28 protein-coding genes, 2 tRNA genes and 1 riboswitch are annotated in these 23,944 nt (G+C 34.1%); of the genes, 2 read left to right on the forward strand and 28 right to left on the reverse strand.

Annotated features, from left to right (window positions below; all coding sequences use genetic code 11):
- Position 1 precedes the first annotated feature (1 nt).
- The 26 genes from J2Z38_RS06505 to J2Z38_RS06630 form a co-directional block, all read right to left on the reverse strand.
- Positions 2 to 727: a Stp1/IreP family PP2C-type Ser/Thr phosphatase gene (locus J2Z38_RS06505; RefSeq protein ID WP_209773950.1), complete on the reverse strand. Its 726-nt coding sequence runs from the start codon at positions 725 to 727 to the stop codon at positions 2 to 4.
- Between the two features lie 2 nt (positions 728 to 729).
- Positions 730 to 1,752, reverse strand: a complete 1,023-nt coding sequence (rlmN, locus tag J2Z38_RS06510) for a dual-specificity RNA methyltransferase RlmN (protein WP_209773964.1) — start codon at positions 1,750 to 1,752, stop codon at positions 730 to 732.
- On the reverse strand, positions 1,745 to 3,031 hold the full coding sequence (rsmB, locus tag J2Z38_RS06515; protein ID WP_209773966.1) for a 16S rRNA (cytosine(967)-C(5))-methyltransferase RsmB: 1,287 nt from the start codon (positions 3,029 to 3,031) through the stop codon (positions 1,745 to 1,747). Before rsmB ends, rlmN begins: the two co-directional genes overlap by 8 nt.
- Positions 3,024 to 3,959 carry a methionyl-tRNA formyltransferase gene (gene fmt, locus J2Z38_RS06520; protein WP_209773968.1) on the reverse strand — a complete coding sequence of 312 codons (936 nt, stop codon included), beginning with the start codon at positions 3,957 to 3,959 and terminating at the stop codon, positions 3,024 to 3,026. Before fmt ends, rsmB begins: the two co-directional genes overlap by 8 nt.
- On the reverse strand, positions 3,952 to 4,437 hold the full coding sequence (gene def / locus J2Z38_RS06525; RefSeq protein ID WP_209773970.1) for a peptide deformylase: 486 nt from the start codon (positions 4,435 to 4,437) through the stop codon (positions 3,952 to 3,954). Before def ends, fmt begins: the two co-directional genes overlap by 8 nt.
- A gap of 85 nt (positions 4,438 to 4,522) precedes the next feature.
- Positions 4,523 to 8,035 (reverse strand): chromosome segregation protein SMC, encoded by a 3,513-nt coding sequence (gene smc / locus J2Z38_RS06530; protein ID WP_209774161.1) that lies wholly within the window; start codon positions 8,033 to 8,035, stop codon positions 4,523 to 4,525.
- Positions 8,031 to 9,101, reverse strand: coding sequence for an elongator complex protein 3 (locus J2Z38_RS06535; RefSeq protein ID WP_209773983.1), 1,071 nt, complete (start codon positions 9,099 to 9,101; stop codon positions 8,031 to 8,033). Before J2Z38_RS06535 ends, smc begins: the two co-directional genes overlap by 5 nt.
- Positions 9,094 to 9,807 carry a ribonuclease III gene (rnc, locus tag J2Z38_RS06540; RefSeq protein ID WP_209773986.1) on the reverse strand — a complete coding sequence of 238 codons (714 nt, stop codon included), beginning with the start codon at positions 9,805 to 9,807 and terminating at the stop codon, positions 9,094 to 9,096. The genes J2Z38_RS06535 and rnc overlap by 8 nt, the downstream gene beginning before the upstream one ends.
- Positions 9,807 to 10,031 carry an acyl carrier protein gene (locus J2Z38_RS06545; RefSeq protein WP_209773989.1) on the reverse strand — a complete coding sequence of 75 codons (225 nt, stop codon included), beginning with the start codon at positions 10,029 to 10,031 and terminating at the stop codon, positions 9,807 to 9,809. Before J2Z38_RS06545 ends, rnc begins: the two co-directional genes overlap by 1 nt.
- Positions 10,024 to 11,001 carry a phosphate acyltransferase PlsX gene (gene plsX, locus J2Z38_RS06550; RefSeq protein ID WP_209773992.1) on the reverse strand — a complete coding sequence of 326 codons (978 nt, stop codon included), beginning with the start codon at positions 10,999 to 11,001 and terminating at the stop codon, positions 10,024 to 10,026. Before plsX ends, J2Z38_RS06545 begins: the two co-directional genes overlap by 8 nt.
- 94 nt (positions 11,002 to 11,095) lie before the next feature.
- Complete coding sequence (gene rpmF / locus J2Z38_RS06555) at positions 11,096 to 11,275, reverse strand: 50S ribosomal protein L32 (protein ID WP_004830014.1); 180 nt, start codon at positions 11,273 to 11,275, stop codon at positions 11,096 to 11,098.
- Between the two features lie 64 nt (positions 11,276 to 11,339).
- Complete coding sequence (locus J2Z38_RS06560) at positions 11,340 to 12,533, reverse strand: acetate/propionate family kinase (RefSeq protein WP_209773995.1); 1,194 nt, start codon at positions 12,531 to 12,533, stop codon at positions 11,340 to 11,342.
- Between the two features lie 64 nt (positions 12,534 to 12,597).
- On the reverse strand, positions 12,598 to 12,999 hold the full coding sequence (locus tag J2Z38_RS06565; protein WP_209773998.1) for a hypothetical protein: 402 nt from the start codon (positions 12,997 to 12,999) through the stop codon (positions 12,598 to 12,600).
- Positions 12,996 to 13,487, reverse strand: coding sequence for a PilW family protein (locus tag J2Z38_RS06570; protein WP_209774001.1), 492 nt, complete (start codon positions 13,485 to 13,487; stop codon positions 12,996 to 12,998). Before J2Z38_RS06570 ends, J2Z38_RS06565 begins: the two co-directional genes overlap by 4 nt.
- The gene (locus tag J2Z38_RS06575) at positions 13,480 to 13,815 is read right to left on the reverse strand and encodes a type II secretion system protein (RefSeq protein WP_209774004.1); all 336 of its coding nucleotides are present in this window, start codon (positions 13,813 to 13,815) and stop codon (positions 13,480 to 13,482) included. The genes J2Z38_RS06570 and J2Z38_RS06575 overlap by 8 nt, the downstream gene beginning before the upstream one ends.
- Positions 13,799 to 14,224, reverse strand: coding sequence for a prepilin-type N-terminal cleavage/methylation domain-containing protein (locus tag J2Z38_RS06580; RefSeq protein ID WP_209774007.1), 426 nt, complete (start codon positions 14,222 to 14,224; stop codon positions 13,799 to 13,801). The genes J2Z38_RS06575 and J2Z38_RS06580 overlap by 17 nt, the downstream gene beginning before the upstream one ends.
- Complete coding sequence (locus J2Z38_RS06585) at positions 14,221 to 14,955, reverse strand: prepilin peptidase (protein ID WP_209774010.1); 735 nt, start codon at positions 14,953 to 14,955, stop codon at positions 14,221 to 14,223. The genes J2Z38_RS06580 and J2Z38_RS06585 overlap by 4 nt, the downstream gene beginning before the upstream one ends.
- 45 nt (positions 14,956 to 15,000) lie before the next feature.
- Positions 15,001 to 15,372 (reverse strand): pilin, encoded by a 372-nt coding sequence (locus J2Z38_RS10710; RefSeq protein WP_209774012.1) that lies wholly within the window; start codon positions 15,370 to 15,372, stop codon positions 15,001 to 15,003.
- Between the two features lie 2 nt (positions 15,373 to 15,374).
- On the reverse strand, positions 15,375 to 16,475 hold the full coding sequence (locus tag J2Z38_RS06595) for a type II secretion system F family protein (protein ID WP_209774015.1): 1,101 nt from the start codon (positions 16,473 to 16,475) through the stop codon (positions 15,375 to 15,377).
- A complete protein-coding gene (gene frr / locus J2Z38_RS06600) occupies positions 16,476 to 17,036 on the reverse strand; it encodes a ribosome recycling factor (RefSeq protein ID WP_209774018.1) in 561 nt (186 codons plus the stop codon). It abuts the gene before it with no gap.
- A 1-nt stretch (position 17,037) separates the two neighbouring features.
- Positions 17,038 to 17,751 (reverse strand): UMP kinase, encoded by a 714-nt coding sequence (gene pyrH / locus J2Z38_RS06605; protein ID WP_209774021.1) that lies wholly within the window; start codon positions 17,749 to 17,751, stop codon positions 17,038 to 17,040.
- Positions 17,752 to 17,838: 87 nt separating this feature from the next.
- Positions 17,839 to 19,227, reverse strand: coding sequence for an MATE family efflux transporter (locus tag J2Z38_RS06610; RefSeq protein ID WP_209774025.1), 1,389 nt, complete (start codon positions 19,225 to 19,227; stop codon positions 17,839 to 17,841).
- Between the two features lie 148 nt (positions 19,228 to 19,375).
- On the reverse strand, positions 19,376 to 20,158 hold the full coding sequence (gene thiD / locus J2Z38_RS06615; RefSeq protein WP_209774037.1) for a bifunctional hydroxymethylpyrimidine kinase/phosphomethylpyrimidine kinase: 783 nt from the start codon (positions 20,156 to 20,158) through the stop codon (positions 19,376 to 19,378).
- A gap of 13 nt (positions 20,159 to 20,171) precedes the next feature.
- Positions 20,172 to 20,678: an energy coupling factor transporter S component ThiW gene (thiW, locus tag J2Z38_RS06620; RefSeq protein WP_209774053.1), complete on the reverse strand. Its 507-nt coding sequence runs from the start codon at positions 20,676 to 20,678 to the stop codon at positions 20,172 to 20,174.
- A 60-nt stretch (positions 20,679 to 20,738) separates the two neighbouring features.
- Positions 20,739 to 20,837, reverse strand: a riboswitch (TPP riboswitch).
- 220 nt (positions 20,838 to 21,057) lie between these two features.
- Positions 21,058 to 21,143: transfer RNA gene (locus J2Z38_RS06625), tRNA-Leu, on the reverse strand.
- A 1-nt stretch (position 21,144) separates the two neighbouring features.
- Positions 21,145 to 21,221: transfer RNA gene (locus J2Z38_RS06630), tRNA-His, on the reverse strand.
- A gap of 317 nt (positions 21,222 to 21,538) precedes the next feature.
- Here J2Z38_RS06630 and J2Z38_RS06635 point away from each other — a divergent pair.
- Together J2Z38_RS06635 and J2Z38_RS06640 are read left to right on the forward strand one after the other, a co-directional pair.
- Positions 21,539 to 22,144, forward strand: coding sequence for a regulatory protein RecX (locus J2Z38_RS06635; RefSeq protein ID WP_209774056.1), 606 nt, complete (start codon positions 21,539 to 21,541; stop codon positions 22,142 to 22,144).
- On the forward strand, positions 22,144 to 22,398 hold the full coding sequence (locus J2Z38_RS06640; protein ID WP_209774059.1) for a GIY-YIG nuclease family protein: 255 nt from the start codon (positions 22,144 to 22,146) through the stop codon (positions 22,396 to 22,398). The genes J2Z38_RS06635 and J2Z38_RS06640 overlap by 1 nt, the downstream gene beginning before the upstream one ends.
- On the opposite strand, the gene J2Z38_RS06645 is transcribed toward J2Z38_RS06640, so the two are convergent.
- Together J2Z38_RS06645 and J2Z38_RS06650 are read right to left on the reverse strand one after the other, a co-directional pair.
- Positions 22,387 to 23,313, reverse strand: a complete 927-nt coding sequence (locus J2Z38_RS06645; protein WP_209774062.1) for a ribonuclease E/G — start codon at positions 23,311 to 23,313, stop codon at positions 22,387 to 22,389. The genes J2Z38_RS06640 and J2Z38_RS06645 overlap by 12 nt on opposite strands.
- A complete protein-coding gene (locus J2Z38_RS06650; RefSeq protein ID WP_209774064.1) occupies positions 23,310 to 23,933 on the reverse strand; it encodes a P-loop NTPase family protein in 624 nt (207 codons plus the stop codon). The genes J2Z38_RS06645 and J2Z38_RS06650 overlap by 4 nt, the downstream gene beginning before the upstream one ends.
- Positions 23,934 to 23,944 lie beyond the last annotated feature (11 nt).

A 23,944-nucleotide genomic window follows, 5' to 3' on the forward strand; every position in this document is an offset into this window, starting at 1 on the left:
CTTATAGTAAAATCGTTGTAACAGTAATATTATCCCTGCCACCGTGGTTTATAGCTGCTTCTATTAAGTCTGATGAAATCTGATAGGGATCTTTATTAGCTTTTACTATGTCTTTTATCTTCTCGTCTGTCAATTCATTTGTAAGCCCATCTGTAACCATCAAGACTATGTCTCCTTCCTCCATTGGAAGGGATTTACTGTCTGGGATAATTTTTTCTTCTGTACCCACAGCCCTTGTTATAGCAGACTTATTAATAAAGTTTTCTGCCTCATCTTCTGTTAATGACCCACTATCTAATAGGTCATTTACCAAGGAGTGGTCCCTGGTAAGTTGGCTTAGGGTGTCATTCCTATAAATATAGGCCCTAGAATCTCCCAAATGAGTTAGGTGATAGGTATTGTTTTTGTGGTCTATGCAAAGACAAACTACTGTTGTCCCCATTCTAATATCGCCTTCCTCTAGGGATAATTTGTAAATTTCCTCATTTGCATAGAAGATTGCCTCTTCTTGGAGCTTTATATATGAGTCATAAGCACCTAAATCTGCTTCTTTTATGTATTTTATAAAAAGCTTGGATGCAAGTTTACTAGCAAGGTCACCCTTGCTGTGGCCACCCATACCGTCAGCGACTATGAAAAAGTCCAAGTCTCCCAGGCTAACATTTGAAAATGAATCTTCGTTTTCACTTCTAATCTTGCCAATATTTGTTATTGTGCTAAATTTCATCCTTACCTCGCATAATTATTTCTTAACTGGCCACATGAGGCATCAATATCTTGGCCCATGGACCTCCTAATTGTTGCGTTCAGGCCTCTTTTTGTAAGTCTTTCCTTGAAGTCTTCAAGAGCCCTTGCACCTGGTTTTTTATGATCAAATTCCTCTATTGGATTTAGGGGAATTAAATTTATGTGAACATTTTTTCCGAAAAGTAAATCGTGGAGATTTTCCACATCTTCCTTTAAGTTATTAACACCATCTATTACAACATATTCAAAAGAAACCCTACGTCCGGTCTTATCAAAATAATAATCTGTCGACTCAATTAGGTCTTTGATTTTATATCTTTTGGCAACTGGCATATAGACAGCCCTCTTTTTATCGTCTGCGTAGTGGAGACTTAGGGCCAAATTTACGTCAAGACCAGTATCTGCCAAGTCTTTTATCCTAGGACTAAGACCTGATGTGGACAAGGTTATAGACCTATGGGATAGGTTCCTTCCCTTTGAATCTGTAATTATTTCTATAAACTTTTTTATGTTAGAAAAATTATCTAAGGGTTCACCAATGCCCATGATAACAATATTTGAAATCGGTCCGTTAATTCTTTCTAAAAGATAAACTTCTTCGATTAGCTCTGAAGATGTCATATTTCTAACCAGGCCATTTTTGGTTGAGGCGCAAAAAGTACAGCCCATCCTACAGCCAACTTGACTAGAAATGCAGATTGTGGACCTATCATTATAGGCCATGTAAACCGCTTCCACTATATTCTTATCAGCTAATTCCAAGAGATATTTCTTAGTCGAATCCATTTTTGATTCAAAAGTCTTAAGGACCTTTATTTTATCAAAGTAAAAATAAGATTTAAGGTCTTCTCGCATCTTAAGCGGTAGGTCAGTCATTTTGTCAAAGTCATTTATCCTATTTACGTGGATTGACCTATAGACCTGTTTGGCCCTAAATTTTTGATAGGATTTCTCCTTAAATAAGTCTTCAATTTCTCCTATTGTCTTGTCATTTATACTAATCATTTATTTTCCTAAATTTACTGATAAAAAATCCATCAGTTTTATCTTCAAAACTCTTATATTCTATAAAATCCATACCATCGATTTGCACTAATTCTAGGTTTTCTTTTCCTAATAGAAATTTAAAATTATCCCTATTTTCAAGTGGACCAATGGTGCAAGTTGAATAAACAAGATAACCGTCTTTTTTGACGTATTTTATAGCATTTTCAAGAATTTCTCTTTGAAGGCTTCCTAGCCTTACAATCGTTTCCTTAGTTCTATTATATCTTATTTCGGGCTTTCTTCCTACTACTCCGAGCCCAGAACAAGGTGCATCGACTAAACAATAATCAAATTTGTTTTCAAAATCACTCACAAAGCTTGAAGCATCATAGTTTGTAAGCCTTATGTTTTTTAGTCCTAATCTCTCGATATTTTCTAAAATAAGCTTATTTTTTGCTTTTGATATGTCATTTGCGACAATTTTTCCTGTATTATTTGTATATTCACCAAGGTAGGTAGTTTTTGTCCCAGGTGCCGCACATAAGTCTAAGATTTGAGTATTTTCTTTTGGACCTAAGACCTCAACAGCCTTCATAGATGCTTCTTGCTGGATAGTAAAAAGTCCATCTTTAAAAAGCTTGGATGCCGCAAGTCCTGCAGGATTTTTAACAATAAGACTATTTTTAGAAATATTTCCTTCTTGTATTTCAAATCCAGAATTTATAAAAAGATTTTTTAAATCTTCCTTATTAGTCTTTAAATTATTGACTCTGATAGTTAAATCTTTAATCCTGTCAGCATCCCTAAGAAAGGCTTTAGTGTAGTCCATTCCGTAAAAATCGTAAACATATCTAGTGATTTCTTCTGGGAAAGAATACCTGATTGAAAGACTCTTTATATCATCTTTTTCATATATTATAGCAACTTCCTTTTCGTCCCTTATAAAGTTCCTAAGGATAGCATTTACAAAACCTGTTGACCTCTTATTTTTAGCCTTTGTTAAGTCTACAAGTTTATCAACTGTAGCATAGTCCTTTGTTTCTAAAAAATGGATATTATAAATTCCTATTTCTAGAATTAAAAGCACATTTTTGTGGATTTTCTTAAGCCTGATGTCAGATAATTTCCTAATCATGTAGTCGATGTAGATTTTATTTTCCAAAACTCCATAGACAGTTTTTGTAATTAGAGGAAGGTTATTAGCCCTGCCCGCATAGGCATTTATAATATCTGATGACTTTTGGTCCTCATAGATAACAGCTTTTAGTATATTAAAAATTATATCAAGGTCAGTCATTTTCTAATACGAGGCCCACTTCTATATCATTTCCTAAGAGGAAGGATGTAGTATCCATGGATTTTTTGCCTGGAAACTGGATTTTTTCTATCCTAATTGATCCGTCACCTGTTCCTATGACAATTTTATCCTTTTTATTAGCTGCAAGGATTTCCCCAGGCTTGCCCTTTAAATTTCCTAGACTTGCCTTGTGAACCTTAGCACTTTGGCCCTTATAGTCAAAAAAGGCAACAGGAAAACCTACTAAGGCTCTGATTTGATCTAAGATTTGGCGACTTGTTCTATTCCAGTCAATCCTTCCCATTTCCTTATCAATCTTTGTACAATAGGTTGCTTTTTCATCATCTTGGACTATTCTATTTTCATAAACTTGGTCAAAATTTAAAAGAGCATCCCTAATGGCTTCTGCACCGATTTTTCCAAGCTTATCTTCTAGGTCAAAATAATCATCACTTGGATCAATGTCCATCTCTCTTTGGATGAGGATATCTCCAGAATCCATGGCTTTTTCAATTAACATGGCAGTTGCAGCAGTCTTTTCATCACCATTTAGGAGGGTAAACTGCATTGGACTTGCACCTCTGTATAGTGGAAGAAGAGATGGGTGGAGATTTATGATCCTGTCCTTAAAACTATCTAGTAGTACATCTTTAATTAGTTGACCAAAAGCAACTACAACAATGTAGTCGATTTCAAGGTCTTTAAGCATATTTACAAAGTCTTCTGTATTAACAGAATCTGGTGTTTCCACCCTAATACCATTGTCTTCTGCGTATTTTTTGACGGGAGTCGGACTAAATTTATTTCTAGACCTCCTCTTATCTTTTCCTGACACAACTAGCTTTAAATTTATATTTTCATCCTTATAAAGAATATCCAAAGTCTGCAAAGCAAACTTTGGATTACCCATAAAACATATATTAATCATTGATTTCTACCAATTCTTCTGGCTTATACTCTTCGATATACTTATCCTTAAATAAAATACCGTTGAGGTGGTCTATTTCATGGCAAAGAATTACCGCTGGAAAACCGTGGGCGTCCCAGATTTTCTCTTGGCCATTTTCGTCTAAATATTTAACTTTAACATGCTCTGGTCTTTTAACAGTAGCATTAAATTCAGGTATAGAAAGACAACCTTCTACACCAATTTGTTCTCCGTCTTTTTCTATTATTTCTGGATTTACAAGTTTAACTAGGCTATCTTCCCCGTCTCTTGGGTCAACAACAATAACCCTTCTAAGGATGCCAACTTGTGGGGCAGCAAGGCCAACCCCATCTGCATCATACATGGTCTCTGCCATATCGTCTAAAAGGACTCTAATCCTGTCTGTCACTTGATCAACGGGTCTTGATATCTTTCTTAAAATCGGATCTCCGTCTATTCTTATATTTCTAATTGCCATACTTCCTCCTTTGGAAAAATTCCTAGAATTTATCTGCAATTTAATCTCTCTTATCCTTACTATTTTACTAGTTTTAGGCTTTTATTCAATTTTCTCCAAAGCCAATAGAATAAAGCTTTGAGATACCCTCGTCATCTATAGTTACACCGTGGATTTTCTCTGCAAGCTGCATGGTTGTCTGCCTGTGGGTAATCATAATAAATTGGGTCTTGTCTGATAAGCCCTTTAGGTATTCTATATATCTTTTGATATTAGCTTCATCAAGGGCAGCGTCAATCTCATCTAGGATTGAAAATGGAGCTGGGTTTTGCTCAAAAATTGCAAATAAAAGGGCTACAGCTGTGAGGGCCTTTTCTCCACCTGATAATAGTGAGATTGATTTTAGGGACTTGCTTGGTGGTTTGGCCTCAATTTCAACCCCTGCTGTCAGAAAGTCTTCGCTATCTAATATTAGCCTTGCATCTCCACCCATGAAAAGAATTTTAAAAATCTTGGTGAAATTCTCATTTATGATTGCAAAGTTTTTTGAAAACTCATCCTTCATTTCCTTCTCAAGCCTTACTATCATTTTTTCTATGTCAGCCTTTGAATTTCTCAAATCTTCGACCTGATCTTTTATAAAATTAACTTCCTTATCGATATTATCAAAGTCTTCAAGAGCTGTTTCTGTGAAAAATCCCACTTCATTTATCTTTTTTTGGATGTCTATTAATTCAGATTTTGTTGGATTTAATTTTTCATCTGCCTTGAATTTCTCAGCTAAATCATCAAGGCTCATTGTTATATAAGGGCCAACCTCATCTTCAAGGTTTTGATAGTTTTCATTAGCAGAGTCAATTTTATAAGAAATTTTGACCCTTTCTAAGTCAAGGTTTTTTATCTGGTCTTCAAGCTTTTGATTTTCCTCAATTAATTTGCTGTTTTCACCCTCCCTTTTTGAAAGGCTATCTTTTAGGTCAGTGATTATTTGGCTTAGTTTTTCGGCTTCTTCTTGGTAAAGCTTTATTGATTTTTCAAGGGATTCTGCCTTTTTCTTTGACTCTTCCAGGTCATTTTCAAGATTAGCAAATAGTTTTTCTTGGATTTTTTTATTTTCCCTTATATCTTCCAAAGAATTTTTGATATTGACTAAGGAGTTTTCCAAAAGGCTCTTATCCCTCTTATTTATTTCAAGCCTATTTGTAAGGCTAATAATTTCTTCTTTTAAAATATCAAAAGCCTTAGACTTTTCAGTAAGTTTTCTATTTTGATTTTCTAGGTCTTCCTTAAGGCTAATTTCTTCTGCCTTAAGCCTTTCTATGTCGATGTCAGATTCCCTATCTTCATAGTCGAGCCCCTCGGCACCAAGGTCTGCCTTGAGTTGACTAAGGGATTCTATCTTAAGTCTTAATCTTTCAATCTCACTTGCAAGATTATTTTTCTTCTTATCCTTTCCTTCAAAATCTTCTTTGAGGTCTAATAATTCGTTTTTCTTGTAAGCTAGGTCTTGGTTTATTTCAGATATTCTTTTTTCAAAATCTTTTTGTTTGCCAGTCAAGTTTTTTATTGAATTTTCTAAATCATTTAGTTTTTTCTTCCTATTTAAAAGATTGGTTGATGAACGCTTATTTTTATTTGTTCCCGCAACCATTGATCCCCAAGTGTTGATTATATCAAGGTTTAAACTTATTATTCTGTAACCTTTTATCTTTTTAGATAAGGAAATGGCATCATCTATATCTTTTACAACCACTGTCGAGCCCAAAAAGTGACCTATAATTCCTCTTAATTTTGGATCATATGCCACAAGCTCATAGGCCATGGCCACAACTTCAGGTTCTATTGGTTTTTCTTTCAAAAAAGAATTTATAGAATCAATTGGTAGGAAGGTAAGCCTGCCTAGCTTTTCCCTATTTACAAAATTTATTAATTCTCTAGTATCATCCTTAGTCCTTGTTACAATATTTTGAAGTCCTGAGCCGATTAGAGTGTCAATTATTTCCTCATAACCATTTTTAACTGAAATCAAATTGGCAAGAGTATCTAAATAAAAACCTCCAAGGCCGTTTATCTTTGTCTTTTTAAGAAAATCTTGGACAGGGTAAAAATATCCCTGGTTATTTTCCAAGAGGTTCTTTTCGATTTTGTAATCAGAAAGGAGGGACTTTAGGTCTAGTTTTAAATTATTTAGGCTAGATATTGACCTATCTAATTCTTCATTTGCCTTATTTATAGCCTCTGCAAGATTATTTGTCTTTTCTTTTAGGTCTAAAATTTCACCATCAAGTTTTTTTTCAGATGCTTTTAAAGATTCGTATTCTTTTTCAAGTTCACCTATTTCTATGTCAAGCTTATCGATTTTTTGCCTTTTCTCTTCAAGGTCTTTTTTTCTTTTTTCATCTATGATGGCTCTTGATTTTTCAAAGACTTGGTAGTCTAAAATCTTGGCCTTAACTTCTTCATAGGCTATTTTTTCCTTGAAGATTTCATCATTCAAGGCCTTTATTTCCTTTTCTAATCCATCTCTAGTTTCTTTTTTGGTTTTTAAATCATTTTCGATTTCAAGAATAGATTTTTCTATTTGATTAAGACTATATTCTTTTTCCTCAAGTTCTTTGGATTCTTTATTAAAATTTGTCCCAAGACTTGATAAGACTTCAGAAATTCTTGCCCTATCCTTTTCGTCATAATCGAGTTTTTGTTCATTTAATTTAAGGCTTGAATGGGCCTTTTCTATATTTTTCTCATAAGAAGAAAGGCTCGCTAAAAGATTTTCCAACCTTTCCTTATCAAGATCATAGTCTTTTTTGAAGGGACTTAGTTTTTCTTTTATTTTTGAATTTTGACTTTCTAGAGTTTTTACCTTTTCATCAAGATCCCTAATTTGAATTTTAAGATTATCTCTCTTTTTTATTAGGTCATAAGACTTGTTTTTTAGATAAAAAAATGATTTTTTATTTATTTCATTGGTCAAATCCCTGTGTTTTAGGTAATTTTCCTTGTAGGTCTTGAAAAGATTGTAGTCTTTTTTCTTATATTCAAGTTCCTTTTCGATTATTTCAAGGTCATCATTAACAGACTCTAGTTTTTTGCTGGCTTCATCACGCCTATACTTGTGTTTAGAAATACCAGAAGCCTCTTCAAATATAGCCCTCCTATCCTTAGGAGAAGACAGAATTATCTCATCAATCCTACCCTGGCCAATTATAGAATAACCTTCCTTGCCAACACCAGTATCGAAAAATAATTCCCTAATATCCTTAAGCCTGACCCTCTTGTCATTTATTTTATATTCATTTTCCCCAGACCTATAGATCCTGCGTGTGATAGCGACCTTGTCATAGGGAATGTCAAGCTTCTTATCTTCATTAGAAAAATTAAGCTTAACTTCAGCTATGTTCATTGAGCTTTTTGCTCCGGTAAAGATAACATCCTTCATATTAGCCCCACGGAGGCTTTTTACGGATTGCTCTCCCAAAACCCACCTTACGGCATCGGAAATATTAGACTTGCCTGACCCATTTGGTCCAACAACCGCTGTTATCTGGCTATCAAATTTTATTGTTGTTTTTTCAGCAAAGGACTTAAAACCCTTAAGCTCTATACTTTCTAGTCTAATTTAAATCACCACCGTACTTTTTTTCTACATAGGATTTTGTAAATGCTTTTAAATCCAAGTCGATTATCCTAGATTCATTTTCTAAATAAAATTTATGGTCATTTACAAAGGACATTTTTATCTTGTATTTATCGTAAAAATATTTTTTGTTAGATTTTTTATTACCTGCTATCAGAGAAATATCTTTGGCTTTTGCATGGATAAGGACATCTCTCCTTATTTTTTCACTTTTAATAATTTCTTCAAGGTAGAGCCTATAAATATAAGCCTCCACAAGCTGCCTCATAGCGGCATGAAAGGGTCCTGCAACCACATCTCTTCCTTCATTGATGTTTTCTGTTGGCTGAAGGCCAATTCTAATTACATTAATATCTTTATATGCAAATATCATTAGGATTTCCGCAGATATTTCTACCGCCTCTTCAAGGCTTAAAGGCTGATAAAGATCAGCCTGGTAAAGTTTTTCAAGCTTGGTATCCCTTATAACCAAGGTTGGATAAATCCTTGCTAGATCTGGTTTTATTCTCGCAGACTCAAGTGCAGTTGCAATGATTTTCTCACTGTCATCTTTATACAAACCTGGCATAATTTGATGGCCCAAAGTAAAACCATATTCTTTTATGACTTTGCTTGCATTTTTTGAATCAAGAGCAGAATGGCCCCTTTCATTTGCGCAAAGCACCCCATCGTCAAAGGACTGGATTCCAAGTTCAATCGTATCTACCTCATAGGACTTTAAGGTATCTAGAATGGAATTATTTATATAATCAGGCCTGGTTGAAAGTCTGATTCTATCAATAATGCCCTTCTTTTTATATTCTCCTGCAATCTCCAAATAGGAAACCATAGTTTCATAGGGAAGGCCTGTAAAAGATCCACCATAAAAGGCAATTTCTTTTGGAGTATTTTTATCCTTAAAATATGACAAATAATCTTCAATTTGCTTTCTTATCGAAACATCATCTGCCTTGTCTTTATAATTTGTAATTTTCACTTGGTTACAAAAGGCACAGTCATGTGGGCAACCCAAAAATGGTATAAAAATCGGAATGATTTGCCTAGTCATTTTGGATCAACTCGCATGCAGCTTTGGCAGCCATCTGTTCTGCAGTTTTTTTATTCTTGCCTGAACCTTGAGCTAGGACTCTATTTCCAAGCCTTACTTCCATAGTAAAAGTCTTGTCATGCTCTGGTCCTTCTTCCTTGATTAGTTCATAAGAAAGATTCTTTTTGCTGTGGGTATTGTAATATTCCTGAAGCCTAGTTTTGTAATCTAAAAACATTGAATCGTCTTTTATAATTTTTAGGACTTCTTCCTTATAATTATCCCTAAGAAATTGAAAAAGTCTCTCATATGAAGAATCCAAATATATTGCCGCACACATAGCCTCAAAAGTATCGGCCTTGACGTGTTTTTTAAGCTTGCCGCCTTGTTTTTTCTCGCCCATGCCAAACCTTAAATATTTTGTCAGGTCAAATTTTTCGCTTGCCTTGGCAAAGGAATCGGTGCACACAATCCTAGACCTGGTCCTTGTAAGCCAACCTTCAGGTTTTTCCTTATAGGTATTGAAAAGATATTCACTTACAACCATATCAAGGACAGTATCTCCCAAAAATTCAAGTCTTTCATTGGATTTGGTCTTGACTCTTGCTTCATTTGTGAAGGATGAATGAGTAAAGGCTACATCTATCAATGCCTTGTCATTGAAGGTGTAGCCTATACTTTTTTCAAATTCTTCGATTTTTTCTAGTCTATCTTTTGACAAAGACATTAGTTTTTACTTTCTATTAAACTTACTATATCTGAAAGAGTTTCGATTTCGTCTAGCTCCTCATCAGTAAATTCTATATCGAATTCTTCTTCAATAACCATGATAAAATCAACTAGGTCAATTGAATCAATATCCATATCGGAAATTTTGCTTTCAAAATCTAGGTTTGAAGTATCGATATCAAGATTTTCTTCTGCTAGTTTTACTAATTGTTCTCTAATCATTTAATTCTCCTTGTATTTTGTTAATAACGTCCATATTTATATATTCAATGAGTCCTAAAATGGCATTTGAAATCGCTATATCATTTGAATTGCCGTGGGCTTTATACACATAAGACTTTACCCCTAGTAGTGGGACACCACCAATATTTTGCGAGCTGAACTTGCCCATTGATTTTGACAAATCATCCTTGATAGCAAGGGCCGCAAGTTTATTCTTAAAAGACTTATAAAAAATATCCTTCATCTGGGATTTAAAGATTGATATAACACCTTCAGCAGATTTAATTGCAACATTTCCTGCAAAACCATCTGCAACAATGACGTTAACCTTGCCTGTAAAAAGGTCTCTTGCTTCTACATTGCCCACAAAATTAACTTTTGAATCACTCAAAAGCTCGTAGGCTTCCTTGGTAAGCTTATCTCCCTTGTGGCTTTCTACCCCAACATTTAAGAGTCCAATCTTTGGGTTTTCAATATGGATAACATTTTCCAAAAATACCTTACCCATGATTGCAAATTCTTCAAGGTAGGCAGGCTTACAATCCATATTTGCCCCTGTGTCCATTAGCAAAGTAGGCTCACCTATGCTTGGAAGGGGTGCTGCCAATGAAGGCCTTTCTATACCATCAATTCTCTTTGAAATAAAGATTCCTCCTGCCAAGATGCCTCCAGTGGATCCTGCTGATAGGAGACCCTCATAGCCTTCTTCTTTTAATTTATTATAGGCTAAAACCAGAGAAGCATCTTTCTTTCTCCTGATGGCCCTAACTGGGTCTTCGTCGTTTGAAATATATTCGTCAGTGTGGATTATTTCATAATCTTTGATTTTCCCATCGATTAGCTTTTCTATTTCTTTTTCATTTCCGACAAATACAGGTATAAAATCTTTTTGTTTTAGTGCTAGGATTGCCCCGTCAACAAGGACTTTTGCCCCCTCATCTGCGCCAAATGTATCAATTAATATTTTCATAAAATTCCCCTTCTAATTTAATATATTATACTATAAAGAAGTTAAATTTACATAAAAAAAGAGCCTGTTGCTTGGCAACAAACTCCTTTAATAACTATTGTTCATCAATTACTGCTACGCCTTTGTATTCCCCACAGGATGGGCAAACTCTGTGTGGTAATTTCATTTCGTGGCAATTTGGACACTCAACATAGTTTGATCTGTTCAAAGTATAAGCTGAGGCTCTTCTTTTATTTTTTCTAGTTTTTGATGTTCTTCTTTTTGGTACTGCCATCTTTGACACCTCCTCTTATCAGTTTTAGCAATCTTTAATATTATATAAGCTATTTTCTTTATTGTCAAGCTTCTACAAGAGATTTTGTATCACGAGCGATCATTAATTCTTCGTTTGTAGCTATAACCATGATTTTAACCTTAGAATCATCGGTTGAAACTACATGGCAACCACCGCGTACATTGTTCTTTTCTGGGTCGATTTTGATTCCAAATTGCTCAAAACCTGCCATGATGTCTTCTCTCATTGGAATAGAATTTTCACCGATACCGCCTGTAAATACTATAGCGTCGCATGAACCAATTTCTGCCATATATCCAGCAATGTATCTCTTAACTCTTGTTACAAACATATCTAGGGCTGCTTGAGCTCTTTCATTGCCTTCTTTTGCCGCATCTTCAAGGTCCCTAAAGTCGCTTGATACGCCAGAAACACCTAGGACACCAGATTCTTTATTAAGAACATTTTCCATTTGATCTGGAGATAAGTTATCTTTTTTCATTATATAAGTTACAGCTGAAGGATCCATGTCACCAGATCTTGTACCCATTACAAGGCCTTCAAGTGGAGTAAGTCCCATTGATGTATCATAAGATTTACCATTTTTAACTGCACAGATAGATGAACCGTTACCTAGGTGGGCAGAAATTATATTCAAATCTTTTACATCCTTGCCAAGGGCTTCTGCTGTTTTATTAGTAATAAAGTTGTGGCTTGTTCCGTGGAAGCCGTATTTTCTAATAGCGTCTTCTTCGTAGTATTTATAATCTATACCATATAGATAAGTTCTTTTTGGCATAGTTTGGTGGAAAGCTGTATCAAATACTGCTACGTTTTTAACATTTGGTAATAGTTTTTCGCAAGCTTCTAGACCCATGAGGTTGGCTGGGTTGTGTAGAGGAGCAAATTTTTGATATTCTACTATAGCTTCCCTTACTTCTTTATCTATAAGAGCTGATTTTGTAATCTTTTCTCCGCCGTGGACAACCCTATGACCTACAGCGTCAATTTCTTTAAGGCTTGATATTACGCCATTGTCCTTGTCAACAAGGGCATCAAATACATGAGAAACTGCTTCTGTATGGTCTTTCATGTTTTCTTCTATAATATACTTATCCCCATCTTTTTCTTGGATAAGTTTTGAGCCTTCAATGCCGATTCTTTCAACAAGCCCCTTTACCATTACTTCTTCATTATCCATATCAAATAACTGATATTTAAGTGATGATGAACCACAGTTAATTACTAATACTTTCATTTTTCCTCCAATTTATTTTCTAAATTTCTATAATCATTATACCATAAATGTTTTTTTGGCAATCTTAATAGACCCTCTTGTATAGGATTTTGGCCTTCTTATTTTCATCTTCTTTGTAACTTGCAATCGCCCATGAACGAGTGCCTTGGTATTTTGCAGTCACAGATAAAACCTTCACGTCATTTTTATCATGAATCTTTGCCTTTGACTTATCCCTGCTAATTTCAAAGGAAGATTTGTGGTCAAAGGCACTTAATAAATCATAGTCATTTAAAGAAGAATTTATGTTTTTTTCTGCAATCAAGATATTAAGCATGGACTCTGCCTCATACATGGCAATTTTCTTATTATAGAGAGCTTGGTTAGCGTCGAAATTTGTTTCATTTTCCTTGTAGATAAAAGTGATAGTAAGGCCAAAAACTAGGAGAATTAACAAAACATAAATACTTATAAAGGCCTTTTTCATAATTTTTTATCTCCTACATAGATTGCTGTTTCAAAATTATACTTGCCATTCTTGCTTGTAAGATTAATTTTAATAATTTTTGTCATTTCATCATATTGAAGATTAATTGGTCCGCACTCGCTTATTTTATTAGGTGTGCCATTTGAATCTTTGCTTTCATCAGAACTGTGAACATATAAAAATCCATCTTTGGAATAAAATTTATAGCGCATTTCTCTATAAACATTGTTATTCTTATCATACCTGTATATAAAAGCATTGAAATTAGAATCTTTATTAGCAGCAACTTCTATTTTATGACTCATTCTTAAAGTATCATCCATATAAGCAATACCTGTATAGGCTTCCTTGTATTCTTTTTCTTCCACATAGGACCTATTCAAGGTATTTATATTAATAGAAAATAAATTTGATAGGACGAGGACCAAAAATGAAATGATAGCAAGGCTTATTATTAGTTCAATTAGGCTAAATCCTTTTTTATTCATCATCGGCCTCAATCAATTCAAAAGTCTTTTCGCCAAAGCTTGCCCTAATTTTTTTATAATTTGCTTTAAGAGCTGGATTTGAGTATTTTTCGATATTTATGACTACATCTTTGCCATTAATATTTTCTGTATAATCGCCAATTGGCTTCGACCTGTTTGTCTCTACTGCCTCTTGTAAAATAAAAATCGTATCGGATGTATCTTTGGTTTTCTTTGAAGCATCAAGATTTACTCCCAGAGCTGGTAATAAAAATAAAGCCATCATACTTAAAATCAAGATAGCAAAGAGGACTTCTATTAAAGTAAAGCCCTTACTTGTTTTTTTCACTTAGGTAACCTCCTACAGCTTCGATTGTAAAATACCATCTAATATTTGAATCTTTTTTTGAAACAAAAACTAAATTATAAGCATCACTAGTTTTATCAGTGGAAACATAGGCATTTTCTGCAAAGGTAATTTTTGATGTATTTAAAGCTTTGATATATTTCAAATTCCTAGTTTTATTACTCACTCCGCTCATTGTGTATCCACGGTTAGTAAATTCTATATAATTATTAAAACTGGTGGAAAGTGACAAATCTCTCAAATAGGAGTAATCATCGACAAAGGTTTGGATTTCATTTTTTGCACCAATTTTATCGATTATAGTAAAATTAAAAACTGAAACACCAAAACCAATGGCAATTATAGCCAAAACAATTATTAATTCTATTAGAGTAAATCCGCGTCTTTTCATAGGAAATCCTTAAAAATTAATACAAGTAAAAATGCGATTGAAATGGCTGGACATAAAGCAATAGCTCCTTTTAGTGACCTTTGCCTTATGGCTTTTATAATTGCAATACCTGCTCCAACCCAAATTGAAAACATGACAAAAGAAAGAATTAGTGAATTTTCTAAAAAACAAAATAGGATCAAGTAGAAAAACAAATCTCCATCACCTAGTCCGCCCTTGGAAATCCACCTTATCATCAAAAATCCTAAACTAAAAATAAGACAATAAGCAAGAAATCTAAGGTCAACATGTAAAAATACCAACCTATAAACAAAGCCTAAAATTAAAAGTATTTTAAGGTCCCTATCGTAGATTTCCATAAATTTGTAATCTGTAAATGATATTAAAAGGCACAGAATTAAGGCAAAGGCGATAAAAAATCCCTCAAAAATACCATAAGAAAAAAAGGCAAAAACAAAACCAAGACCTCCCAAAATTTCTAGAAAGACCTTGTCTATAGATATTTTTTTGCCACAACACCTAGTCCTTCCTCCTAATAAAATATAGGAAAAAACAGGGACTAAGTCTTTTTTAAAAATTCTTTTGCCGCAATAGTCGCAAAAAGAAGGCGGAGAAAGGATTGATATTCCTTCTTCTCGCCTATAAACCAAAGCCCCTATGAAAGATCCAATAGAAGCTCCTAGCATGAATATTAAGAAAGTTATAAAAATAATCGCTATTTTGTTTTCCATATTTACTATTATGTTCAGTTTCTGCACTATTTTGGCTTTGCTTGTTTAATTATCAAAGGCCTTTTCATCTGGTGTTACAGTCAATTCTTTAGTTATATTGTTATATATAACCTTATATGATGATTTCTCAGTTGTCTTTAGTCCATTAGGAATTTCAGGCCATTTTTCCATATAAATTAGATAGGTTTTCTTGTTATCTTTATCCACATCATCAGGCCAATTAAAATTTTCGTCCTCATCCAAAATCTTCATCCTAGCCGCAGATTTTAACATCTCCACATTTGCCTTATGGGCTGTAACTGCAGCCTGTATTCTAGATTTATTATATTTAGGAATGGCAATAGCCGCCAAAATTCCTAAGATGGCTATTACAATTATTAATTCAACTAAGGTAAATCCCTTCCTCTTTTTCTTCATCTTTACACCCCACTTAATCCATTTATAGAATCGAACATCGGTATAGAAACCGAAAATACAACAAAGGCTACAACCAAACCCATTATTATGATCAAAACTGGCTCAGCAAGGCTGGTTAGCCTTTTAATCTTAAATATGTATTCATTTGCAAAATATTCGTTGGCTTTTTTCATAGTGACATCAAGCTTTGAGGTCTCTTCCCCAATTTCAACCATAGAAAGTAATAAAGGTGAGAAAACTCCCGCATTCTTAAAAGCCTTAGTGAGGCTCATACCCTTATTGACTTCCTTTTTAATTCCAAGTAGACATTCCTTTACATAAGCATTTTTAAAGGAATCTGCTAGTATATCAAAGGAATAAATAGTTTCTATATCCCCTCTTTTTAGGATATAGTAGATTGATGTTAGTTGGTATTCGACTCTTAACCTATTGATTTCCCACAATGGTCCCCTAGTAAAAATAAATTTATCAATTTTTACCCTTCTCTCATAATTTGTCCTTAATAGCAAATATACCAAGACAAATAAGGTTATAAAAAGGAAAATCACTAGGTGGTATTCAGCAAAAAAGTTCGAAATGGCGAGCATTATCCTTGTAGGAAGTGGCAAGACCATATCAGAACTTTTAAAAATTTCAATAAAACTTGGCATAACAAATTTAATGATTGCAATAATTACCAGGATGCTTACTATGAGTACCAAGATTGGATAGGTCATTGCTTGCTTAACTGTGGATTTATTCTTGCTTTCCTCAAAAATAAAATCTGACAAGTCCTTTAAAATTTTTCCCAAAGAACCTGTATCTATCCCAGTTTTAATAAAGGCAAGAACCAAAGGTGAAAAATAATCTTTTGCTTGATAAAAAGCCTCGTAAGTTTCACACCCCTTGTCTAGGCCATCTCTAATAATCCTTACAGCCTTAGCGACTTTCTTGTCAGGTTTCTGCTTCAAAATAATATTTAAGCTATCATATAAACTTATGCCTGAATTTAAAAGCAAGGATAGCTCGTTTAGAAACAAGGACATAGTCCTTGAATCTATCTTCTTAGGTCCTATGTCCTTATTTAAAATACTTACTATCCTGTTATAATTTTCCCTATTCAATTATACATTCATTAATTCTTTGTTCTTTTTCTCTGCGATTTCTTCAATAGATTTAATGAATTTATCTGTGATTTTTTGGATCTCATCTTCAAGTGTATATCTATCATCTTCTGTAACATCACCTGATTTTTCAGATTTTTTAACTTCATCCATAGAATCACGTCTTACATTTCTTACTATTATTTTTGCATCTTCTGCATAGGTATTTACTTCTTTGGTGTATTCTTTTCTTCTTTCTTCTGTTAGGGCAGGGAAAGGAAGTCTTATGATTTCACCGTCATTACCTGGAGTGATGCCGATATTTGACTTAAGTATTGCTTTTTCAATTGGCCCAATATTGTTCTTATCCCATGGCTTGATTACAAGTAGTCTTGCTTCAGGAATTGAGATTGTGGCAGCTTGGTTGATTGGTGTTTCTGTTCCATAATATGAGAAAGTTATACCATCAAGGATTGCTTCTGTTGCTCTGCCAGCCTTGATTGTAGATATTCTTCTTTCAAAAGATTCTACGGCTTTTTTCATTCCATCATTTGCGTCTTTTTTTATTTGTTCGTATAGCATTTTAAAAACTCTCCTTTACTCTTGTTCCAAGATTTTCATTTTCAAATACTCTTACCATATTTGCTGGATCATCAATTCCAAAAACAATTAATGGCATGTCGTTGTCCATACAAAGTGAGGTTGCTGTTGTATCCATAATCTTTAATTCCTTTTGAAGGATTTCCATGTAGGTTAATCTATCAAATTTTTTGGCATCTGGGTAAACATTTGGGTCCTTATCATAGATACCATCTGTGCCAGTCTTACCTAGCAAAATCACATCAGCACCAATTTCTAAAGCCCTAAGGCTTGCTGTAGTATCAGTTGAAAAATATGGAAGACCTGTTCCTGCTGAAAAGATGACAACTCTGCCCTTTTCAAGGTGCCTTACAGCCCTGCGTCTGATATATGGCTCTGCTACTTCTTTCATAGAAATAGCTGTCATCAGCCTTGTATCAAGACCAATTTCTTCAAGTGTTCCTTGGACCCTAAGTCCATTCATAACAGTTCCTAGCATACCGATATTATCAGAGCTTGCCCTATCTATTGTAGTGCCTGACCTTCCTCTCCAGAAATTTCCTCCACCAACAACTATGGCAACTTCAATCCCTTTTTCTGTAAGGATTTTGATATTTTCGCATATTTTACTAATCATCTCATCGTCAAATCCAAATCCAGTCTTACCGGAAAGGGCTTCGCCGCTTAGTTTTAATATAATTCTTTTTGTATCCTGCAAAATATTCCTCCTACTTATTATTAATTATAACCTATAAATGATAACATTTGCAAGTCTTTATATTTTTATCTTTTTTGAGTTCAAAAGTTAAAATGACCCATTCATCCAATTGCCCCTTAAATAAATAACATGGGCAATAATGCTAATCATTACATTAGAAATAGACATAGCAAGCCAAATTCCTGTAGCGGCCAGGTCTGTGAAATATTTAAAGAAAAATAATAGAGGAATTCTTATTACCCAAAGCCTTAATACATCAATAAACATTGAGTATTTGGCATTGCCAGATCCTTGGAAAAGTCCCTGGTAGATGAAAAACATATTTAACATTACAAGGGTAATTAAGGTATAGGCCATGTAGGTATCAGCTTCCTTCATTAGTGTTGAATCCAGTGGTGCATCTATAAAGAATTGGAGGATTTGGAACCTGTAGATATAGCTTATAATAGCAATTATAATCGACATAATTACTACTATTATAGAAGCCTTTTTGAAAGTTTCCTTGACTCTTTTTATATTGCCAGAGCCTATATTTTGGCCAATTATGCTTGTAATTGCAGAGCCTATCCCACCTGGCGGTATATTTAGAAGGCCTGAAATCCTATTAACCATACCATAAGCCGCAACTGTGTCTGTTCCGTAGGATTGGATAAAGGAATTTAGGATTATAAACCCTGCTGCTGTTCCCATTTGTCCTATAACTGCTGGTGTAGCTATAGTATAAATTTTCTTAACAACTTGCTTTTCCCATTTGATATAAAATAGGGATTCATAATTTAATTTTATTAGATCCTTGTTTGTCCTTAGGTGTATAAAACCAAATAGACACATCAAAGCCTGGGTCAAAACTGTTGCTATGGCTGCACCCTTTACCCCAAGTCCAAGACCTGTAAATCCAAAAATAGGAATAGTATCAAAGATAAAAAATGGATTTAAAACCATATTCAAAATTACACAAGTTGTACTGATTATGGTTGGAATTGTGTTTTTGCCCTGGGCCTGGAAAATTGCTGCGTAAATAAAATATAAAAATATAAAGGGTATCCCAAAATAAGAATATTTCAAATATTCCACAGAAAATATATGTAGGTCCCCAGTCGCTCCCATCATGGTTACAATAGCTTCGGCTGTAAAATATCCCACCACCATAAAAATTACAGAAAAATAAAGTGAAATATTTATTATTGTGTCATTATATTTTTGGGCTAGTTTTACATTATCCATGCCAATTAGCTGGGAAATTAAGGAAATCGCAGCTATTGATAAGCCTATGCCTATGGAATTAAACAAAAAAATAACAGGCCAAGTAAAGGAAGTTGCTGCAAATTCTGCAGTTCCTAGCTTACCAAGCCAGAAGGCATCAGCTAATGAATATAATTGCTGGATAAAGTTATTTAATATAATTGGAATGGAAATTACAGCAATTGCCATGTAAATATTTCCATTTAAAATCAAATCTCTTCGGTCTTTTTTCATGTCTGCTCCTTGCAAAATCTTATGAATATTCTACCATAGTTGGGATGAAAAATATAGATAGTTATGATTACTAATTGATTTCTCTTTGAAATTTTTCTCAAAATAAAAACTAGCAAGGTAATTTTTTATTATCTTGCTAGTTTATTTTTTAAATTATTTTATAATTGTGCATTAATGGACCAGAGCCTTTGCCCAAGTCTAAACCAGCTCTTAGAGCTCCTGTTAGGTAGTCTTTTGCCATTTCTATTGCTTGGTCAATGTCATAACCCTTAGCAAGATTTGCTCCTATGGCACTAGAAAGAGTGCATCCTGTCCCGTGGGTGTTTGGATTGTCGATTCTTTCAGACCTAAACCACTTAAATTCTCCGTCCCTATACAAAAGGTCATTGGCATCGTTAACCCTATGCCCGCCCTTAAGGAGGACAGCACAGTCGTATTTTTTGCCAATTTTTTCTGCTGCCTTAATCATTTGATTCTCATTTGTAATTTCCATACCCGCTAGGATTTCCCCTTCAGGAATATTTGGTGTAATTACATCTGCAAGTGGAATTAATCTATTAATTAGACTATCCATGGCTTCTTCTTTTAAGAGTTTTGCCCCAGATGTGGCAACCATAACTGGGTCAAGAACTATATTTTTTGCCTTGTATTTTTCAAGAGAAGCCGCGATTGCTTCTACGATTTCTGGCGAAGATACCATTCCAATTTTAATTGCATCTGGGTAAATATCTGTAAATACTGCATCCATTTGCTCTGTGATGAATTCTGGGCTTACATCAAGGATGCCAGTCACTCCCTGGGTATTTTGGGCAGTAAGAGCTGTGATAACACTCATAGCGTAGACTCCATTTACGGTCATAGTCTTAAGGTCGGCTTGGATACCTGCACCGCCTGATGAATCAGATCCTGCAATTGTCAAACAAGTTTTCATACTATTCTCCTTTTTAATTATAGATTTCTTTTACAAATTTACTGTCCTTAAGCCTTGCTAAAATTATACAAGCAATGATTGTTCCACCTGCTGTTGATGCAAAAAATGGAAGGATGTAGGTATAAAATGCTATATCTGCAGCAGATTTCCCCATAAGTAGGACTGCAACAGGGTAGGCAGCAAGACCACCTAAGATAGATGTGCCAAAGATTTCCCCACAGGCAGTCAAGGTTAGGTTTTTGGTTTTTTTGTAGACTATTCCACAAAGAAGGGCACCAAACATAGAACCGGGAAAGGCCATTAGACTTCCAAGGCCTGCCATATTTCTAATTACTGAGGCAACAAAGGCTATCACTATTCCATAAAAAGGACCTAGGGTAACTGCTGCAAACATATTTACTATATGTTGGGCTGGTGCACATCTGGAAAAAAAGACAGGAAATGAAAATGTAGATCCTACTACTGCGAGCCCTACTAAAAAAGACGCTAGAACTAATTTCTTAAGTTTTGTATTATTCATAAATACTCCTTTAAAATATACTCACAGAAAAGCAAATAAAAAAAGCTAACCGCAAGGTTAGCACATTAAAAAAAGACTCCTTACGCCGGCATTATCCGTATCAAGTAAAGGGTCGAAGTCAAAACTTCCTCTCAGCTATAAGCTCCCCTGTTAAGTCTATTTTATGTTAAATAAAAGATAGTGTCAAATAATTATTAAATTGTAAATGAATTTAAGATCCATAAAGATGTGAAAACATTTATGAACGTAAAGAATTTTCAAGGCTAAATTAAGATAGTTTTTTAAAATTTATTAAAAATAATCCTATCGGTAAGTGATTGGTAAATTTATTTTTTCGACAAAAAAGAAGCACTGGAATCCAATGCTTCTTTTAAATATTTGGTGCGGGATAAAGGAGTCGAACCTTCACGAGAAATTCTCACTAGATCCTAAGTCTAGCGCGTCTGCCAATTCCGCCAATCCCGCATGGGGTGAGTAGTGAGATTCGAACTCACGCTCTCCTGGGCCACAACCAGGTGTCGTAACCAACTGGACTATACCCACCACGTTTGTATCTTCACTATTCATACTGACTATATAAGTATACAACTTTTATTTACTTTTGTCAAATATTTTTAATTATTTTTTTAGGATTTCCTAAGTTATTAGCCCAGGTCATTCCTACTGACAAATAATATAATACCACGGATTTAAAAATAATGCAAATTTTTTAAAATTTTTCTTTTTCTATTCTTTGTAGTAAAATATCTACAGAGGTGAATTATGAAAAGTACAAGGAAATTAATTTTAAAAATATTTGCAATCGTCATTTCTATAGCCATGGTTGCTCCATTAGTATATAATGCAATTCTTTCTATGAAATGATTATTGAAAATATAGAATATTCAGACAAATACAATTTAATTAGGCTTACAATATCAAATGAGAAGTTTTATGTAGATTATGATATGTACCACGAAAATGCCTTTGAAGTTGATAAGGAAATTGACTTTCCTACCTACAAGCTGATTTTAGCCAATGATGAGTTTAACAAGGCCAAAAATTTCGCCCTTAATAAGATTTCTTATTCGCAAAAATCAACCTATGAAATTAGGCAAAAACTTAAAGAACAAAAGTTTTCGGAAGATGTAATAGAAAAAATTATTGAATATCTTGATTCCTATGGATTTTTGGATGATGAGTCCTATGTCAAGTCCTACATAAGGGATAAGGATGAGATTTCAAACTGGTCTAGGGGTAAGATTCGCTTTATGCTAAAAAGAAAGCACATCGATGATAATATAATAGAAGATTATATCTATATGATTTCTGACGAAAGAGAAGCTGAAAAGGCGAGATTCTTTGCTGATAAAAAAATCAAAAACGACTTTTCTTATGAAAATAGGGCCAAGATTTTTAGACACCTTGCCAGCAAGGGTTTTGACGTAGACATCATTAACCAGGTCTTAAACGAGAGATTTTCCTGATGCACTTTGTTTATATTTTAAGGTGCGGGGATGGTTCCCTCTATACTGGCTATACCAATGATGTTAAAGAAAGGGTTAAAACCCACAATTCAGGCAAAGGTGCTAAGTACACTAGGTCAAGGCTACCTGTAAGCCTAGTTTATTACAAGAGAGTCGATAGCAAATCTATTGGCCTTAGGCTTGAGGCAAGGATAAAAAAACTAACAAAAAAAGAAAAAGAGGCTTTAGTAAAAGCATTTAACCTAGAAAAGTAAAGATCTTTTCGCAAGGTTGTCCTTCAAACTATCGCCTCTTCTTTTTATTGATATTTCAAAAAGTCCCATTTGGGAAAAACCAAATACTTCTGCCTCTAGACCGTAAGCTTCTGCTGCTTTTCTAAAACTTTCTTTTATCATCTCTTCCCCATCTGACCTTAAAAAATCAATAACAACCATGCCTCCAATATTTCTTAATTTGAGATTATAAGCAATAAAGTCAACTAAATCTAAATTTACATTCAATAGAAAATCTTTCTTCCCCTGTTTCGATTTTCTACTACCGGAATTTACGTCAATTACTGTCAAAGTCTTAAGTTCATCAATAATAATCGACATATCCTTATAGGAAATTTCCGATTCTCTTATTTGGTCAGCTAGTTTTACAAAGTCTCTAGAATTTCTAATATCAAAATCTTTCAACTCGTAATCCTTGAATTCTTCTAGGTATTTTTCCTTTATCGAATTTTCCCTCAAAAGTTTTGGACTCGGTAGGAATTTCTCTTCATTAATAAGCCTTTCTTTTTCTGCTAAGATTTCTTTGTACAAAATATCATCTTTTACCTTGCCTTTTTTAAGTCTTGGTCTTTTCCTAATAGGATATCTTGTTAGAGTGTAGGCCTCATTTTCTATAGAAAAATTTTCGCTTCCTAGGCCTAGCTTGCCATTGGCTGGCTCTCTTACATATTCAACTATGGCGTTATCCCCTACTTTATAATTTAGGGTTGATTTTAAGAATAAAGTTTCCTCTTTGGATATTTCTACAAAATATGCTCCCAGACTATCAATTTTATTGAGGACTTTCCCCCTGTAGATATTATGAAGAAGAGAGTCATAGAATATGACTTCCATGACTCTCCCGTCTTTTTGTCTCATAAGGATTTTTTCTTTTTTATCATCAAAAATAACTTTCACTTCTTAAAAATCCTCTTTACTTTTTCGAAAAATCCTAAATCTCCTATTGGCTCTGCCTCGCCTTTCATAAGATTATCTATAACATCTTTGAAATAGTCATTTTCTTTTACAAAACCTAGGTAAGTCGCAGATTTACTAAGGAGTTTTTCTTTAATAGTTCTTGGATCAAAACCTTCATCACAACGATTAATAAAGTAATAATCTGCATGAATATCCTTATCCAAATCATCTTTGTCAAGGATTTCAATTTTTATTGCATCCTTGATTGCAAGATATAGATTATCTAGAATTATTATATCAGCATCTACTTCATCTATAAGGTTATATACATCCTGAACCCTAATATCATATTTATCCTCTACAAGTGGAGGAATGATGAATTTTAGGTTAGGATTTTCTTCAACAATTACCTTATCCAAGCTACAAAGACCTAGAAAATAGTCTGATATATCATAGCTTATCATCCCATCCTTTTTGTAATAATCTTCAATATTTGATTGGTCACTCCTGAAAAGAGATGTCAGTAAGACCATCTTATTTTCAGAAAGTCTTTCTGCTAGGTTTACCGCAAAATCGGTCTTACCTATACTATTTTTCCCATTTATTAGATATATTTGCATAATTTCCTCTT

The sequence above is a fragment of the Anaerococcus degeneri genome, assembly GCF_017874475.1.
In the GTDB taxonomy this organism is placed as follows: Bacteria; Bacillota; Clostridia; order Tissierellales; family Peptoniphilaceae; genus Anaerococcus; species Anaerococcus degeneri.